Origin of the sequence: Gordonia cholesterolivorans (assembly GCF_039531975.1) — a bacterium.
Classification (GTDB): domain Bacteria; phylum Actinomycetota; class Actinomycetes; order Mycobacteriales; family Mycobacteriaceae; genus Gordonia; species Gordonia sihwensis.
In genome coordinates, this window is record NZ_BAAARB010000012.1 from 74,653 (window position 1) to 90,281 (window position 15,629).

16 protein-coding genes are annotated in these 15,629 nt (G+C 67.3%); 9 read left to right on the forward strand and 7 right to left on the reverse strand.

Features of this window, described 5'->3' with window-relative positions; all coding sequences use genetic code 11:
• Positions 1–31: 31 nt before the first annotated feature.
• Positions 32–493 carry a Fur family transcriptional regulator gene (locus ABFX36_RS12130; RefSeq protein WP_006895049.1) on the reverse strand — a complete coding sequence of 154 codons (462 nt, stop codon included), beginning with the start codon at positions 491–493 and terminating at the stop codon, positions 32–34.
• 9 nt (positions 494–502) lie between these two features.
• Positions 503–1,546, reverse strand: a complete 1,044-nt coding sequence (locus ABFX36_RS12135; protein ID WP_006895048.1) for a phosphotriesterase family protein — start codon at positions 1,544–1,546, stop codon at positions 503–505.
• Between the two features lie 177 nt (positions 1,547–1,723).
• Here ABFX36_RS12135 and ABFX36_RS12140 point away from each other — a divergent pair, with 177 nt between their 5' ends.
• A complete protein-coding gene (locus tag ABFX36_RS12140) occupies positions 1,724–2,377 on the forward strand; it encodes a phosphatase PAP2 family protein (protein WP_006895047.1) in 654 nt (217 codons plus the stop codon).
• Between the two features lie 14 nt (positions 2,378–2,391).
• Complete coding sequence (locus tag ABFX36_RS12145) at positions 2,392–4,323, forward strand: serine/threonine-protein kinase (protein ID WP_346076541.1); 1,932 nt, start codon at positions 2,392–2,394, stop codon at positions 4,321–4,323.
• A gap of 10 nt (positions 4,324–4,333) precedes the next feature.
• Here ABFX36_RS12145 and ABFX36_RS12150 read toward each other — a convergent pair whose 3' ends face one another.
• Entirely contained in the window at positions 4,334–5,044 is a 711-nt protein-coding gene (locus ABFX36_RS12150; protein WP_062367710.1) for a CPBP family intramembrane glutamic endopeptidase, read from the reverse strand.
• Positions 5,045–5,192: 148 nt separating this feature from the next.
• Here ABFX36_RS12150 and ABFX36_RS12155 point away from each other — a divergent pair, with 148 nt between their 5' ends.
• Entirely contained in the window at positions 5,193–7,580 is a 2,388-nt protein-coding gene (locus tag ABFX36_RS12155; RefSeq protein ID WP_062367711.1) for an ATP-binding cassette domain-containing protein, read from the forward strand.
• Positions 7,581–7,603: 23 nt separating this feature from the next.
• Here ABFX36_RS12155 and ABFX36_RS12160 read toward each other — a convergent pair whose 3' ends face one another.
• Entirely contained in the window at positions 7,604–8,089 is a 486-nt protein-coding gene (locus tag ABFX36_RS12160) for a nuclear transport factor 2 family protein (RefSeq protein ID WP_062367712.1), read from the reverse strand.
• 56 nt (positions 8,090–8,145) lie between these two features.
• On the reverse strand, positions 8,146–8,931 hold the full coding sequence (locus tag ABFX36_RS12165; RefSeq protein ID WP_062367713.1) for an SDR family oxidoreductase: 786 nt from the start codon (positions 8,929–8,931) through the stop codon (positions 8,146–8,148).
• Between the two features lie 112 nt (positions 8,932–9,043).
• Between ABFX36_RS12165 and ABFX36_RS12170 the strand changes: the two genes are divergently transcribed.
• Positions 9,044–9,898 carry a MarR family transcriptional regulator gene (locus ABFX36_RS12170; protein ID WP_062367714.1) on the forward strand — a complete coding sequence of 285 codons (855 nt, stop codon included), beginning with the start codon at positions 9,044–9,046 and terminating at the stop codon, positions 9,896–9,898.
• A 12-nt stretch (positions 9,899–9,910) separates the two neighbouring features.
• On the opposite strand, the gene ABFX36_RS12175 is transcribed toward ABFX36_RS12170, so the two are convergent.
• Positions 9,911–10,351, reverse strand: coding sequence for a MarR family winged helix-turn-helix transcriptional regulator (locus tag ABFX36_RS12175; RefSeq protein WP_045538462.1), 441 nt, complete (start codon positions 10,349–10,351; stop codon positions 9,911–9,913).
• A 246-nt stretch (positions 10,352–10,597) separates the two neighbouring features.
• Here ABFX36_RS12175 and ABFX36_RS12180 point away from each other — a divergent pair, with 246 nt between their 5' ends.
• From ABFX36_RS12180 to ABFX36_RS12200, 5 genes are read left to right on the forward strand one after another with little or no spacing between them, the layout of a single operon-like run.
• Positions 10,598–11,245: an ABC transporter permease gene (locus ABFX36_RS12180; RefSeq protein WP_174302276.1), complete on the forward strand. Its 648-nt coding sequence runs from the start codon at positions 10,598–10,600 to the stop codon at positions 11,243–11,245.
• Entirely contained in the window at positions 11,242–12,474 is a 1,233-nt protein-coding gene (locus ABFX36_RS12185) for an ABC transporter ATP-binding protein (RefSeq protein ID WP_062367715.1), read from the forward strand. The genes ABFX36_RS12180 and ABFX36_RS12185 overlap by 4 nt, the downstream gene beginning before the upstream one ends.
• On the forward strand, positions 12,474–13,244 hold the full coding sequence (locus ABFX36_RS12190) for an ABC transporter permease (RefSeq protein ID WP_006895037.1): 771 nt from the start codon (positions 12,474–12,476) through the stop codon (positions 13,242–13,244). The genes ABFX36_RS12185 and ABFX36_RS12190 overlap by 1 nt, the downstream gene beginning before the upstream one ends.
• A complete protein-coding gene (locus ABFX36_RS12195; protein ID WP_231650211.1) occupies positions 13,241–14,245 on the forward strand; it encodes a glycine betaine ABC transporter substrate-binding protein in 1,005 nt (334 codons plus the stop codon). The genes ABFX36_RS12190 and ABFX36_RS12195 overlap by 4 nt, the downstream gene beginning before the upstream one ends.
• A 54-nt stretch (positions 14,246–14,299) precedes the next feature.
• A complete protein-coding gene (locus ABFX36_RS12200; RefSeq protein WP_062367716.1) occupies positions 14,300–15,037 on the forward strand; it encodes a 1-acyl-sn-glycerol-3-phosphate acyltransferase in 738 nt (245 codons plus the stop codon).
• A 10-nt stretch (positions 15,038–15,047) separates the two neighbouring features.
• On the opposite strand, the gene ABFX36_RS12205 is transcribed toward ABFX36_RS12200, so the two are convergent.
• Positions 15,048–15,611: a peroxidase-related enzyme gene (locus ABFX36_RS12205; protein WP_006895034.1), complete on the reverse strand. Its 564-nt coding sequence runs from the start codon at positions 15,609–15,611 to the stop codon at positions 15,048–15,050.
• Positions 15,612–15,629: the final 18 nt, after the last annotated feature.

The window sequence follows — 15,629 nt, forward strand, 5'->3', positions numbered from 1 at the left end:
CCTTTCGGTGGGTGAAACTCCGGGGTGGCGATCAGTGAGCTGAACTGTCAGGACGACCGGAGTCGCCCGGAACGTCCTCGGCGGCGAGACAGTCGGGGCAGACGCCCCAGTAGATGACCTCGGCCTCGTCGATCTGGAAGCCGTGGTCGGTGGCCGCCTGCAGACACGGGGCTTCACCGACCGCGCAGTCGACGTCGCGGACGTCTCCGCATACCCGGCAGACCAGGTGGTGATGGTTGTCCGCGATCCGCGTCTCGTAGAGCCAGACGTGTCCCGACGGCTGGATCCGCCGGATCAGGCCGGCGTCGGTCAACGCGTGGAGGACGTCGTACACCGCTTGCCGCGAGACGCCGGGCAGTTCTTCGCGAACCGTCGTCAGAACGGTCTCGGTCTCGGCATGCGGATGCGCGTCCACGGCCGCCAACACGGCCAGTCTGGGCCGGGTGACTCTCAGCCCGGATCGCCGGATGACGGTGGAGTAGTCGGTGGCCATGCGCCCACTCTACGGCTTTTCTGGACTAAATCCAGTTTTCTCGAAATCTGCCACGGTGATGACGGCGTCACTCGACACGGACGAGCCCGCCGACCTGGTCAGAAAGGCCCGAGGGACGGCACGCATCATCGTGTCGATGACCTCGCGGCTCACGCCGGCGGCGAGAAGATCTGGAATCACGCGTCCGGTCACCTGGAAGTAGTCCCAGTCCGGCGCGGCCTCGGCCAGGCTCGCAGGTTCGAACCAGTCACTGAAGCAGAAGGCGTCCTGCGACAGCATGATCCGGTCTGAGTACCCGCGCTCGATCAGAGCGAGAAGCGTGCGCATACGGTCGGCGTACGGCAGGAGGACGTCGACGCCGAATCGATCGAGTCCGAGCAGCGAGCCGGCATCGGCCAGCCTCATGAGGTAGTCCAGATCCGTGGTGTCACCGCAATGCGACATCCGGACCCGGCTCAGATCGACGCCCTCTTCGGCCAGGACCCGCTGGGCCACCAGTCCGGATGCGGTGTGCGGGTTCGTGTGAACCACCACCGGCGCGCCTGTCTCGACAGCCGCCCGTCCCACGGCCCGCATCACGCGCTCGACGCCCGTGCTCAATCCCTCGGATTCGATCGCGCAGTAAAGGAACCCGGCCCTGATCGCGCTGCGGCCGATGCCGACTGTCAGGTCACGGACGAACCGGCGCTCGAGCGGGTCCGGCGCGTCGAAACCGAGTCCGGGTCCGGTGTAATGGAACTGAAAAGGCAGATCGTGATAGGTGTACAGGCCGGTGGCCAGCACGATGTTGAGGTCCACGCGGTCGGCTACGGCGGCGATCCGCTCCACGTTGCGGCCGAGCCCGGGCACCGAGACATCCATCAGTGTGTCGATGCCCGAGGCCTTGAGTCGGGTCAGCGTGGCGACCGCCGCATCGATCTGGGCCTGCTCGTCCCAATCCGGCAGGAAGTTGACGCGGTAGTCGTCGTTCACGACGAAGATGTGTTCGTGGGAGAGCACGTTGCCCAGGCGGTCCGCGTCGATCGGACCGGCCGCGGTTTCGATGCTCTCCATGGCGCCTCTCACAGAAATGGGCACCGTAGCGGCGCCCGCGATCATTGCCAACCTAGCCGCAGGAGACGCGCCTTGGCGCCGTAACCGCAGAAGCCGTCCCACCGCACTGCTCATGGTTCGCAGATCGGGCCCCGACCTGCGGACTTCTCAGCGTCTGCTCAGTGAGCGGAGCCGAAGATGGTCAGTATGCCGAAGCCCTCGATGACCGTCGGAGTCCTACTGCTGCTCACGACCGCCGCTCTCGGTGCGGTCGTCTACGACGTCCACGGCCCGCTCGCCGCCGACCGGAGCGTGTGGGAGTGGACGCTCGCACAGCGTTCCGGAACCGCGACCGGCGTCGCCGTGTTTCTCTCCACCGTTCTCAGCCCTGTCGGAACCATCGTGCTCGGCGCGGTGGCCGCGATGGTCCTGTGGCGCCGAGACGGCGGCGTCGAGCGAGCCGCGGCCCTGCTCTCGACGGTCGTGGCCGCGGCCGCCGTCGCGGAGGTGTTCAAGATCGCGGTGCATCGGACCCGGCCTCCGGTCGCCTGGCAACTCGAGGCCCACGAGACCGCTGGGTCGTTCCCGTCCGGACACACCACCGGCACCGCGGCGCTCGCGTTCGGGCTGGTCGCGGTCACCGCGGCGTCGGCGTCCGCCGCGACCAGAGTCGTCGCGGCGTGCGGAGCGCTGGCCGTGGCGCTCGCGGCCGCCGCATCCCGGCTCTACCTCGGAATGCATTGGATCACCGATGTGACCGCAGGCATTCTGGTCGGGGCAGCCGCCGCGCTGATCGTTCCGCCGCTGGTGCACGCCGTGCTGCGGCATGCGCCGCTGCATGCGAGGTCATGACCTAGGCTGTTCCCATGTTGAGCCCGGGCCAGTACTTCGCCAACTACTTGATCGAGCGAAGACTCGGGGTCGGCGGCATGGGGGAGGTGTACCTGGTCGCACATCCGCGGCTCCCCCGGGAAGATGCGCTCAAGGTGCTGCCCGCCGAGCTGACCGGTGACCCCACCTATCGGGCCCGGTTCATCCGTGAGGCCGATCTGGCGTCCCAACTCGATCACCCGGGCATCGTGAGCGTGTACGACCGCGGTGAGTTCGAGGGGCAGCTCTGGATCGCGATGAAGTACGTCCCCGGGGCGGACGGCGACGCCCTGCTCCAGCAGTCGGGACCGCTCGACCCGGCGACGGTCTGCGAGATGATCGGCGCCGTCGCGGACGCTCTCGACTACGCGCACTCGCGGGGAATGCTGCACCGCGACGTCAAGCCCGCGAACATTCTGGTGGACGACTCGACCGCGGCGCACCGCAAGGTGTATCTCACCGACTTCGGAATCGCTCGCACCACCACAAGCGACACCGCGCTGACAGCGGCGAACCTGACGGTGGGGTCGATCCAGTACTGCTCACCGGAGCAGTTGCGCGGGGCCGCACTCGACGGACGCACCGACCAATACGCGCTCGCCTGTACCGCATTCCGGCTCCTGACCGGCCGAGCGCCGTTCCCGCTCGCGAAACCGACCGACATCATCAACGCTCATCTCCATGCTCCGGCCCCGAGCGCCACCGCGGTTCTGCCCACTCTGGCACCCGCCGTCGACCTGGTCCTCGCACGGGCGATGGACAAGGACCCCGCCCGCAGGTACCGGACGTGCCGAGAGTTCGCAGACGAATTGGACGGGGCGCTGCGCAGACCGGGCTTCACACCGCAGGCGGCGACGCCGCACGCTCCGGCGGCGTACGCGCCGACGATGATCAATCCGGCTCCGACCCCACCGCACAGCGGGGCACAGCCCACCGCGCCCCTCGCGCCGCAGTCGCCGCCGGCGCAGCAGGGCCCGTCGCCGGCGCAGCCCTACCCGCAGCGTCCCCGAATCGGCGCCTTCGGCCCGCCCCCGGTACCGCAATCTCCGGTACCGCAGCCCCCGGCACAACAGCCACCTCATTTCGGGCCGCCGCCCGGAGACTTCGGCCGGCAGCAGCCCTACGGTGCGCCCGGGTATCCGCCCGAGCCGACGGACACCGGCAGGCGGAAAGCCGTGATCGTGGCGGCGGTAGTGCTGGTCGTCCTCGCGGCGATCGCGGTCGCCGGATTCTTCGTCTTCCGCGGCGACGACGGTCCCGACACCGCGGCCGGGACATCTACCGTGCCGTCCACTCCCGAGTCGACGTCGTCGCCGGTGAGTACCTCGGCTCCCTCGACCACTGCCGGCGGGCCCGCGGTGGTCGCCGGCGTTCCGACGCTGTGTGCGGGCGGGGTCACGACGCAGTCGTCGTCCGCGTCCAGAGTCGGGACCGGACCGATCTCCATTCCGTCGAACGACCTTCCGGTCAGCGGCTGGGATCCCGACAACATCTCGCAGATCCCGTTCGCGGTGACGGCCAACGGCATCAAAGCCTCACGCCCGGCCGGCACGTCGGGGTGGATGGCGCAGATCGCCGTCGGCACGCTGCCCGCATCCTTCCGCGATCGCACGGAGCCCATCGCCAGGAAACTGGTGGAGTGTCTGTCGTCGAGTTCGGGGTACTCGGGAGTCGACGCCTCACCGGCCCGGATCGAGGACGTGCGCAACGACCGGCTCGACAACAAGATCACCGAGTACACGCTGATCCGGGCTCGCATCGACGTCCGCAATCAGCGCTCCGGTGTGCTCGGTGACGATGTCACGGTGGTCGTCGTGAACAGTTCTCCGATGACCTTCGCCTTCGGAGTGAGTCCGATCAACGATGCGACCACCAGGGCCGAAGTCGACAAGGCGATCGTGAATCTCCGCGTGCAGACCGGGAATTGATCGGCGCGAGTCAGAGCAGCTGCCAGGCCAGGGCGGCGCCGAGCGCACCCGAGGCGTTGAGAGTCCAGTGCAGGACGATCGGGGCGAGCAGATTGGCCGTTCGGAAGCGCAGCCAGCCGAGGATCCATCCGGCCGCGGAGGTCGCGACCACCGCGCCGACCACGCCGGCGACGGCGGCTCCGACGCCGGCGCCGATCGCATCGGTGACACCGGCGTTCCCCGCCGAGAGTCCGAGCGACGAGGCGATGTGCCACAAACCGAACAGGGCCGCGCCGGCGATCAGGGTGAGCCGCCGGCTCATCACTCGCCGCAACGATCCCTGCAGCACACCGCGGAACAACAGTTCCTCGGGAATCACGGTCTGCACGGGAATCCACACAAGAGCGGCGAGCAGCGCGTCACGCGCGGACGAGTAGCGGTCGTTCAGGAAGAACGTCCGGGTCCAGGGGATGGCGACGCCGGCACCGACCACCACGACGACCGCGACCACGACGATCGCCGACCACCGGAACCCGTACTTGAGCTCCGAGGAGCTGATGCCCATCTCCGACCACGCCAGGCCCCGCATCCGCGCGAGGAGCACCACCGCGACCGCGCCCACCGGAACCGCGAGGAGCCCCGGCCAATGCCCGGCGAAATGCGCCAGGGCGTTGACCGTGATCAATGCCGCGACCACGACGCCGACGATCGCCCAGTCTCGATGGTTGCGCGCCTGGCTCACTCGGCCTCCGGTCTGACGATTCTTCGAGCATCCCCCGCCACCTGAGCTATCTGACATGCGGCAGTGTGGGAACCACCGAACAATACCCGGACCGGGCCCCTCCCGGAGCGTCCACGCGATCCGGTCCGGGTAGGGGACAATGTGCTCCATGTCTGCCGACCGCCCCACTACCGCGCCCGCCGACAGTCACGACGTCATCAGAGTCGGTGGCGCGCGGGTCAACAACCTCAAAGACGTCAGCGTCGAACTGCCGAAGCGCAGGCTCACCGCCTTCACCGGAGTCTCCGGGTCCGGAAAGAGCTCGCTCGTCTTCGGCACCATCGCAGCCGAGTCGCAACGGCTGATCAACGAGACCTACAGCGCGTTCGTCCAGGGATTCATGCCGACGCTGGCCCGCCCGGACGTCGATGTGCTCGACGGCATCACCACTGCCATCATCGTCGACCAGGAGCGGATCGGTGCGAATCCGCGGTCGACGGTCGGCACCGTCACCGACGCCAACGCGATGCTGCGGATCCTGTTCAGCAAGCTCGGCGATCCCCACGTGGGCAGCCCCAACGCGTACTCGTTCAACGTCCCGACCGTGTCGGGCGGCGGTGCGATCAAAGTCCAGCGAGGCAAGCAGACCAAGGCGGTCAGACGGTCCTTCGAGCAACTCGGAGGGATGTGCCCGCGATGCGAGGGGATGGGAACGGTCTCCGACATCGACCTGAGCGAGATCTACGACGCGGACAAGTCGCTGTCCGGCGGAGCGCTCAAGGTGCCCGGCTACAGCATGGACGGCTGGTACGGCCGCATCTTCGCGGGCAGCGGCTACTTCGACATGGACAAGCCCGTCGGCCGGTTCTCCGATCGCGAACGCGATGATCTGCTCTATCGCGAGGCCACCAAGATCAAGGTCGAGGGCATCAACCTCACCTACGAGGGCATCATCCCGAAGATCACCAAATCGATGCTGTCCAAGGACATCGACTCTGTGCAGCCGCATGTGCGGGCCTTCATCGAACGCGCGGTCACGTCCACGACCTGCCCGGAGTGCGACGGCACCCGACTGGCCGAGCACGCCCGGAACTCCCGGATCGGCGGAGTCAGCATCGCCGACGCATGCCGGATGCAGATCTCCGACCTCGCGGACTGGGTGGCGGGGCTCGACGAGCCGACGGTGGCACCGCTGGTCGAGAAGCTCCATGCGGCACTCGAGTCGTTCGTCGAGATCGGCCTGGGCTACCTGTCCCTGGAACGGCCCACCGGAACACTGTCGGGCGGGGAGGCTCAGCGCACCAAGATGGTCCGCCACCTCGGATCATCGCTCACCGACATCACCTACGTCTTCGACGAACCCACCGTGGGACTGCATCCGCACGACATCGCCAGGATGAACGCCCTGCTGCTGCGACTGCGCGACAAGGGGAACACGGTCCTGGTGGTGGAGCACAAACCCGAGGCCATCGTGATCGCCGACCACGTGGTCGACCTCGGGCCGGGCGCCGGATCGCTGGGCGGAGAGATCTGCTTCGAGGGCACCGTCGAGCAATTGGCGGCCTCGGACACCTTGACCGGGCGTCATCTCCACGACCGCGCGCGGCTCAAGGACAGTGTGCGGACCCCGTCGGGATTCTTGGAGATCCGAGACGCCACCACCAACAATCTGCGCCACGTGGACGTCGACATCCCGCTCGGCGTACTCGCCGTCATCACCGGTGTCGCGGGGTCGGGCAAGAGCTCCCTGATCCACGGCTCGCTGCCCGCCGACGCCGACGCGGTGTCGATCGACCAGACGGCGATCCGCGGCTCCCGGCGGAGCAACCCGGCGACCTACACCGGTCTGCTCGACGCCATCCGGAAGACCTTCGCGAAGGTCAACGGAGTCAAACCCGCTCTGTTCAGCCCCAACTCCGACGGCGCGTGCCCGAACTGCAAAGGCGCGGGCGTGATCTACACCGATCTCGCCACGATGGCCGGCGTGGCGACGCCGTGCGAAGTCTGCGAGGGGAAGCGGTTCGACGCCGCGGTGCTCGACTACCGGGTCGACGGCCGGGACATCAGCGAGGTGCTGGCGATGTCGGTGGACACGGCGTTGGAGTTCTTCGACGACGGTGACGCACGCACGCCGGCAGCCCACAAGATCCTCAAGCGTCTCTCCGACGTCGGACTGGGCTATCTGACCCTCGGCCAGCCGCTCACCACGCTCTCGGGAGGCGAGCGCCAGCGCATCAAGCTCGCGATCGCGATGACTGAGAAGGCCGGCGTATACATCCTCGACGAACCGACGACCGGACTGCATCTGGCCGACGTCGAACAACTGCTCGGGTTACTCGACGCCCTGGTGGAGGCGGGGCGCTCGGTGATCGTGATCGAGCATCACCAGGCGGTCATGGCGCACGCCGACTGGATCGTCGACATCGGTCCGGGCGCGGGTGACGACGGCGGCCGCGTGGTCTTCGAGGGAACGCCGCGCGACCTCGTCGCATCGGCTTCCACCCTCACCGGCCGGCACCTGGCCGAGTACGTGGGCGCGGGTACCGGCGCCGACTGAACCCGGTGTCGGAGGCTCCCGCGCTACGTCGCGGGCCGGTGGACGGCCGGTCCCTGCTCCACGTGCATCCGGGCCGCCGACAGACTGCCTCGCGCCTCGAAGGTGCGCTCGTATCCGGTGGAACTGATGCGCCAGCCGTCGGGTGTCCGCCGGTAGGCGTCGCGGTAGAACGCGGCTCCGATGATGATGACGTCGTACTCCGGAACGATGACGCGGTCCTGCAGGTACCAGCTGCCGGTGGCGGTGTCGCCGTCGGTTTCGATGATCGGATGGTCGACGCGATGCTCGGTCACCATGGTCGGAGCCATGATCGTGCTCAGATGTGCGACCAGAGAGGCTCGGTCGTCGAAGGTCAGCGGCCGGCCGTTCACCTGCGATCCGTATTCGGCGTGCACGTCGTCGGTGAGCGTGTCGGCCAGCGCCGACCAGTCCTTCGTGTCGACGGCTCGCAGGTAGCGGTACTTCACGGTCTCGATGGCGCGCAGATCGTCGGCGGTGGTGATCGTCATGGGGGAGTCCTAGGGGCTGTCGGCGGGAGGTCGTCGGCCGGTGATGGGGCGGGCGGTCAGAGATCGGGGAGCGGCATCACCATGTTGGGGGCGATGAGACCGCCGTCCACCTCGATGGTCTTGCCGGTCATGTACGCCGAGCCGTCGCCTGCCAGGAACACCGCGGCGGCGGCGATGTCGTCCGGCACACCCAGTCGGCGCAGCGGGGTGCGGCTGACGATCTCCTCGCGGATCGCGTCGTCTTCGGCGACGTAACCGAGCGCGGGTGTGTTGATGGTGCCGGGTGCGATGGCGTTCATCCGAATGCGCGGCGACAGGTCCTGCGCGGCCATCCGGGTGTAGTGCGCGAGGGCCGCTTTAGCCGTTCCGTAGGCCAGCAGCCCGCGTCCCGGCTGAGTCGTGATCGACGAGGTGATGTTGATGATCGAACCGCCGCGGTCGTTGGACAGCATGCTCGGCACGGCCGCCAGATTGAGCGCGTGCGCCGTCCCGACGTTGAACGCGAAGGCACCGACGAGCGCTTTGACGCTGGTCTGCAGAAAGGGCTTCGGGAGGGCGCCGCCGACGTTGTTGACGACGATGTCGAGCGCACCGAACTCCCGCGTGGCGGCGCCGACCAGATCGGCGGGGTCGTCTTCGGCGACATTCGCGGGCACGGTGATCGCGCGTCGGCCCAGTCTCCGGATCCGGTCGGCGACCTGCTCGAGTTGGTTGGCACTGCGGGCAGCGATCACCAGGTCGGCGCCGGCTTCCGCGAGACCGAGCGCGATGCCGGCTCCGATGCCGCGGCCGGCACCCGTCACGATCGCTGTTCTGCCCTCGAGGGACTGGGTCTGGCTCATGGGACCGCCTTCAGGAATCGAATATTCGAATAGATGTGATTGAATATCCGTCACAAGGTAGCGGGGTATGGGCCGCGACACAAGATCGGCACGCATGCGGGGGAGGACACACATGGCCGGATCGCCACCGACGCGCCGGGTGATCGACACCCTCGAACTCCTCGCCCGCGTCGAGCGCCCGCAGACCATCGCGGAGATCGCCGACGAGCTGGGCGTGGCCCGCGCCACGATGTCGGCGATCCTGGCCGAGCTCGACGACGCGGGGTGGGCCGAGCGCGACGCCTCTCGTGCCTATCGGCTGGGCCCGGCGGCGATGGCACTCGGCGGAGTCTCGCCTCCGGCGCTTCACCTGCCGAGTCCGGGCGTGGCGCAGGTTCTCGAAGAACTCGTCGCGGCCACCGACTGCGGAGTGACGCTCGCGCGGATGGCGCCCGGCGCGATGACCGTCGTCGCCAAACGGCACAGCGAGGTGCGGCCGGTTCCCGGCCTGGGGCTCGGCCAGTCGTTGGCGATCGTCTTTCCCGTCGGGGCCGCGGCGATGGCCTGGCGGGAGGCCGACCAGGAGGCCTGGCTGGGCGAGCGAGACCGTCCGAGACGGAGGCTCCTGCTCGAATCGGTACGTCGGCGCGGTTTCGCGGCGTACCGCCCGGAGTCGTCGGACGCGATGCTCGTCGAGGTGCTCGCCGAGTTGCTCGGCGCGGTGGGTCCGCTTCTCATCGACCCCGCGCTCCGCCACACGGCGACCCGCCGGCTCGCGCAATTGTCGTCGCGTGCGTATTCCGACGACGAACTCGACGGCGCTGACGCGCAGCCGATCAGCTATCTCGCAGCACCGGTCTTCGCCGGCGACCAGGCCGAGTTCGAGTTGCAGCTGGGGGTGCTCAAATCGGCGGTGGACGGTCGGGAGCGTCGCAGGCTCGTGACCGCGCTCGTCGAGGCGGCGGACCGGATCTCGGCACTCATTTGATCCGGCGGCGGCTCAGACTTCACTCGCGGCCAAGGCGTCGCTGAGGAGTTCGAAGGCGCGCTCGACGAGTTGCCGGTCGGCCGGTTCGAGCGTCTCGAGAGCCTCGGCGATACGCCGCACCCGGGCGTTCCGCGTCGTCGAGACCACTTCGCACCCCGATTCGGTGGGATAGAGCAGTCGGGCCCGCGCATCGAGTGGATCGGGTCGCCGCTCCACGTAGCCCATGTCCTCCAGGCCGGTGACGATCCGCGAGATGGCGGGGGTGGAGACCGACTCGATCTCGGCCAGTCGGGACAGCCGAAGGGGTGCGTGCTGGGTGATCGACCACAGGGCCGCGGCGGTTCCAGCGCTGAGACCGGAACCGGAACCGGCCACCCGCAGCACTCGATTGATCCGCACGAGCCGGTGGTGCAGCGAACGCACGTCGACGAGCTGCTCCTCGTTGTCCGACACCTGCTGCCTCCTCCGATGAACCGTTCCCACGCATGGTAGTCGGAGGCTCCCGGAGGGCTCGGGCCGCGTATGCGGCCACCGGCGGGGTCTCGACGCCCGCAGCCGCCGCCGAAGTGTGAACGTCGCTCCTTGCGCTCTGTCGGAATCGGTGCGTGGCGCTAGGTTCTGACCTGCGATTACACCGTGACCGCGCGAACCGTCCGCCGATATGCGCTACGGTGAAAACGCTAATAGAGGGGAATTGTTCTGAACGGGATCTGGGATTTCATATCGAGCCGCAAGTCGCAGCTTGTGGTCGATTCCTACTTGCACGTCAGCGCAGTGATTCAGTGTCTACTCCTGGCGACGATCATCGGAGTGGGCGTCGGAATCGCGGTATATCGCAGCCCCGGAGGCTCGGCTATCGCAACGGCGCTCTCGAGCACCATTCTGACCATTCCGTCGTTCGCACTTCTCGGTCTGCTCATTCCGATAGTGGGCCTCGGTGTTCCGCCGACCGTCATTGCGCTGACGATGTACTCGCTTCTGCCGATCGTGCGTAACACCATCGTCGGTCTCGGCGCGGTCGACCCCGCGGTCACCGATGCCGCACGCGGCATCGGAATGAGTCGTCTCCGCGTGCTGACGCGGGTCGAGTTGCCGCTGGCATGGCCGTCGATCCTCACCGGCATGCGTGTCGCGACGCAGATGGCGATGGGAATCCTGGCGATCGCGGCCTACGCGAAGGGCCCCGGCCTGGGCAATCTCATCTTCTCCGGTCTGTCGCGCGTCGGTAGCCCCACGGCTATTCCGCAGGCGCTGACGGGCACCGTGTTGATCGTCATCCTGGCTTTGATCCTCGACGGGATCTATGTCCTGATCGGCCGATTGACAACGTCGAAAGGGATCCGTTGACCCACAGCAAAGATGACGCAGAGAATGAGATCTCCGGAGTCGAGATCGTTCTCGAGCATGTCTCGAAGATCTATCCCGGCCAGCGCGAACCTGCTGTCGAAGACGTTTCTCTGACCATTCCGGCAGGCGAGGTGGTGGTCTTCGTCGGGCCGTCCGGCAGCGGTAAGACCACGACGATGCGCATGATCAATCGGTTGATCGAGCCGACGAGCGGCCGAATCACCATCGGCGGCCGGGACGCACTGTCGATCGACGCGAACAAACTGCGACAGAACATCGGGTACGCCATTCAGCAAGGTGGCCTCTTCCCGCACATGACGGTCGCACAGAACATCGCCGTGGTGCCCAAGCTGCTGAAATGGGATAAGAAGCGGATCGCCGACCGAGTCGACGAACTGCTCGACATGGTCGGCCTCGACGCCGACGAATTCGGCGGTCGGTATCCGCGCCAGCTCTCGGGTGGACAGCAGCAGCGCGTCGGCGTCGCGCGAGCCCTGGCCGCCGATCCTCCGGTCCTGCTCATGGACGAGCCCTTCGGCGCGGTGGACCCGATCACCCGAGGCGTCCTGCAGGACCAGTTGATGCAGTTGCAGGCGGAACTCCGCAAGACCATCGTCTTCGTGACCCACGACTTCAGTGAGGCCGTCAAACTCGGCGACAAGATCGCGGTGCTCGGCGCGCGCTCGAAGGTGCTGCAGTACGACTCGCCGGAGGCGATTCTGGCCAACCCCGCCAACGAGACCGTCGAGGGCTTCGTGGGCTCCGGTGCGTCGCTGCAGCAGCTCAACCTGCTGCGCGTGCGCGACGTGGACATCGAGCAGCGGCCGACGGCCCACGAAGGAGATTCGGCCGCCGACTTCGCTGCACGGATCGGCAGTGACTGGGGAATCATCCTCGACAGCCGTGACCGGCCGATCCGGTGGACCGACGGGCGCCATCTGGTCGGCGCATCGTCGATTCGCGGCGTCGGTATCCCGCTCGGTGAGACGGTCGCCACGAGCTCGACCCTCCAGGACGCACTCGAAGCGATCCTCGCCGAACGTAACGCGTCCGCCGTGGTCACCGGTGCCCGCGGCCGCTACGTCGGTGTGGTCACCATCGAGACGCTGATCGACTCGATTCGCGCGCTGCGCGAGGAGCACGAGGGCAGTCCCGCGATCGTCGACCCGCACGCCGATGACCCAGCTGCGGACCTGACCGCGGACGCCTCGCCGGAAGGCACCAGCTGATGACCAGCGCGGAGGCGGTGTCCAAGGAGACCGGTGCCGGGAGGGCCAGCAATCTTCAGCTGTGGATTCAGCCGACGATCGCGGTGCTGCTCGCGGCGGGCGTGCTCGGTTGGGCCTTCTCCCGCGACCTGACCGCCACCCAGAAGGCGACCATCAATCCGTCGTACATCGGGCAGCTCGTCGGTGAGCATCTGGCCTTGACCGTCGCGATCGCCGCGATCGTCGTCGTGGTGGCGGTACCGCTCGCCGTGCTGGTCACACGACGTCGATTCCGCTGGCTGGCACCGTTCTTCATCGGCGTGGCCAACATCGGGCAGGCGGCGCCGGCGATCGGTCTGCTGGTGCTCTTCTTCCTCTGGACCGCCACGACGGGCTTCTGGATCGGCGTGCTGCCGATCGCGTTCTATTCGCTGCTCCCGGTGCTGCGCAACAGCATGCTCGGCCTGCAGGAGGTCGATGCGGCGACCATCGACGCCGCCAAGGGACAGGGGATGTCGGAGCCGCGAGTGCTGGCCCAGGTGGAGCTGCCCCTGGCGGTGCCCTTCATCCTCGCCGGCCTGCGGACATCGCTGGTGCTCGCGGTCGGCACCGCGACCCTGTGCTTCCTGGTCGACGCCGGGGGACTGGGCATCCTGATCGACACCGGTTACAAGTTGCGCGACAACGTGACACTGGTCGTCGGAGCCGTGCTGGCCGTCGCGCTGGCGCTCGTCGTCGACTGGTTCGGCGCGCTCGCCGAACGGTACCTCGGACCCAAGGGGCTGCGATGACACCGCACCTGCCCGCGGCCGCACGCCGCCCACTGCGCTCGCTCGTCGCGCTGATCGCGGTGGCCGCCCTCGTCTTCGGTGCCGCGGCCTGCGGTCTGCAGTCGGGCGGTGCGCTTCCGCTGCCGGTGAAGCCGGGTTCGATCACCGTGCAGCCCGATCTCGAAGGACAGACCATCACGGTGGGCTCCAAGGACTTCACCGAGCAGGTGATCCTGGGGTACATCCTCGGCTTCTCCCTCGCCGCCGCAGGCGCCAACGTCCGCGATCTGACCAACATTCAGGGATCCAACAGCGCACGCGACGCGATGGCCGCGGGACAGGTGGACGTGACGATCGAATACACCGGTACCGGCTGGATCAACTATCTCGGCAACGAACAGCCGATCCCGGACTCCACCAAGCAGTTCGAGGCCGTCCGTGACGCGGATCTGGCGAAGAACGGCATCGTCTGGATCGACCCGGCGCCGATGGACAACACCTATGCCCTCGCGGTGAATCAAGAGAACGCCGCGAAGACCGGCGTCAAGACGCTCTCCGACTACGCCGCGCTGGTGAAGAAGGATCCCGCGGCGGCGACCACCTGCGTCGAGACCGAGTTCCGCAGCCGGCAGGACGGCTTCCCGGGTATGGCCGCCAAGTACGGGTTCGATCCGGCGCAGGTGCAGATGCAGATCCTGCAGACCGGCATCATCTACCAGGCGGTCGCCAACGGGAATTGCGTGTTCGGAGAGGTCTTCACCACCGATGGCCGGATCAAGGCACTGAACCTCAACGTGCTGGAGGACGACAAGCAGTTCTTCCCGCACTACAACGCGGCGGTCACCATGCGTTCCGATGTCAACGAACAGTTCCCGTCGATCGCGAAGGTGATGGCGCCGGTGATGGCGAAGCTGACGTCGGAGCAGATCAGCGAGCTGAATCGTCAGGTGGACGTGGACGGACGCGAGCCGGCCGACGTCGCGCGCGACTGGCTGGTCGAGAACGGCTTCGTCAAAGTCTGACTCGACGCTGTTCCCCGTGGTTACGGAACCGTAAGTTACGGTACCGTAGCTCGCATGGACGTAACGCTCGAGAACGCCGACGAGGTGTACCGGTATTACAGCGACCACCGTCAGACCCGGATGAAGGCGCTCGCCATGTACGGCGTACTGGCGGCTCGACACCGTCCGCGTGTCCGCTTCGAAGACGACGCGCGCGACCGTCTGCGCGCTGTTGTCGGGCGAAACGAGGTGCCGCTGGTGATCGCCGCCAATCACGTGCGCCAGACCGATCCGTTCATCCTTGCCGCATCCGGCTTCTTGTCGCCGCTGCGCCCGCGGATCGGGCGGATGCGTGTGTTGGCCAAAGACGAACTCTTCGACGATCCGGACCGTCGCCGCAAGATCGACGACCTCGGCGGCATCCCGGTCTTCCGTCAGAAGGACCACGGTCTCCGCGCCGCGGCCACCGCGGGCAAGCAGATGATGGACGTCTGCATCGAGCGGATGGGTCGGGGAGACTCGATCGCGATCTTCCCCGAGGGCACGTGCAACGAGGAGGATCCCCGGCTGCTTCAGAAGGTCAGCAGCGGAGTCGGCCACATCGCGAGCGGGGCACTGAAGAAGGGGAGTCGGCCGTGGTTGGTATGCGCGGGCATCGCCTATCCGGACCAGGACCGCCCGGTGGTGGTCTTCAGCGTCCCGATCGCACTCGATGCGGTCGCTCCGGCCACTCCGGCGCAGACGACCCGGCTGGTCGCCGCCGAACTGCAGCGCGCCGTCACGGCCGCCCATGCGTCGCTGCAGATCGGGTGATGCCGGGACGTCATCGCGCTTGAGCCGAGTACTCCGGGTTGGGACGCATGTCGATGCCGCTCGCCACCCGGTTCGTCATGTTGAAGAACGCCGCGGTCGACGAGATGTCGAAGATGTCGCGATCGGTGAAGCCCACCGCGCGCAACGCCTCTCGATCGGCGGCGTCGAGTTTCGAGGGCTGCTCGGTCATCTTCTCGGCGAAGAGCAGCATCGCACGGTGACGATCGGACAGATCGGCGGCCCGGAAATTCATGACGAGCAGTTCGCCCAGTTCGGGATCGCCCGACAGTTGGCGCACGGCGGCTCCGTGCGCGGTGAGGCAGTAGTAGCACTTGTTGATCGACGAGACGACGACGGCGATCATCTCGCGTTCCAGCTTCGACAGTCCCGAGTCGGCCAGCATCAGGTCGTTGTACATCGCGGTGAAGGCGCGAAGCTTGGTCTCGTCGAAGGTGTACGCCTGCAGGACGTTCGGGACCATCCCGAGCTTCTCGCGGCAGACGTCGAAGTACTTGAGCGTGTCGGCGCTCAATTCTCCGGCGGGCAGATCGAGCGCGGTGATTCGGTCGGTCATGGGGAATTCCTCTCGCAG

Coding starts and splice junctions, on each gene's coding strand:
- ABFX36_RS12170 (WP_062367714.1), top strand. CDS start 9,044: ATGGCCGGATCGCCACCGACGCGCCGGGTGATCGACACCCTCGAACTC.
- ABFX36_RS12205 (WP_006895034.1), bottom strand. CDS start 15,611: ATGACCGACCGAATCACCGCGCTCGATCTGCCCGCCGGAGAATTGAGC.
- ABFX36_RS12145 (WP_346076541.1), top strand. CDS start 2,392: ATGTTGAGCCCGGGCCAGTACTTCGCCAACTACTTGATCGAGCGAAGA.
- ABFX36_RS12160 (WP_062367712.1), bottom strand. CDS start 8,089: ATGACGATCACCACCGCCGACGATCTGCGCGCCATCGAGACCGTGAAG.
- ABFX36_RS12130 (WP_006895049.1), bottom strand. CDS start 493: ATGGCCACCGACTACTCCACCGTCATCCGGCGATCCGGGCTGAGAGTC.
- ABFX36_RS12135 (WP_006895048.1), bottom strand. CDS start 1,546: ATGGAGAGCATCGAAACCGCGGCCGGTCCGATCGACGCGGACCGCCTG.
- ABFX36_RS12155 (WP_062367711.1), top strand. CDS start 5,193: ATGTCTGCCGACCGCCCCACTACCGCGCCCGCCGACAGTCACGACGTC.
- ABFX36_RS12190 (WP_006895037.1), top strand. CDS start 12,474: ATGACCAGCGCGGAGGCGGTGTCCAAGGAGACCGGTGCCGGGAGGGCC.
- ABFX36_RS12165 (WP_062367713.1), bottom strand. CDS start 8,931: ATGAGCCAGACCCAGTCCCTCGAGGGCAGAACAGCGATCGTGACGGGT.
- ABFX36_RS12140 (WP_006895047.1), top strand. CDS start 1,724: ATGGTCAGTATGCCGAAGCCCTCGATGACCGTCGGAGTCCTACTGCTG.
- ABFX36_RS12200 (WP_062367716.1), top strand. CDS start 14,300: ATGGACGTAACGCTCGAGAACGCCGACGAGGTGTACCGGTATTACAGC.
- ABFX36_RS12195 (WP_231650211.1), top strand. CDS start 13,241: ATGACACCGCACCTGCCCGCGGCCGCACGCCGCCCACTGCGCTCGCTC.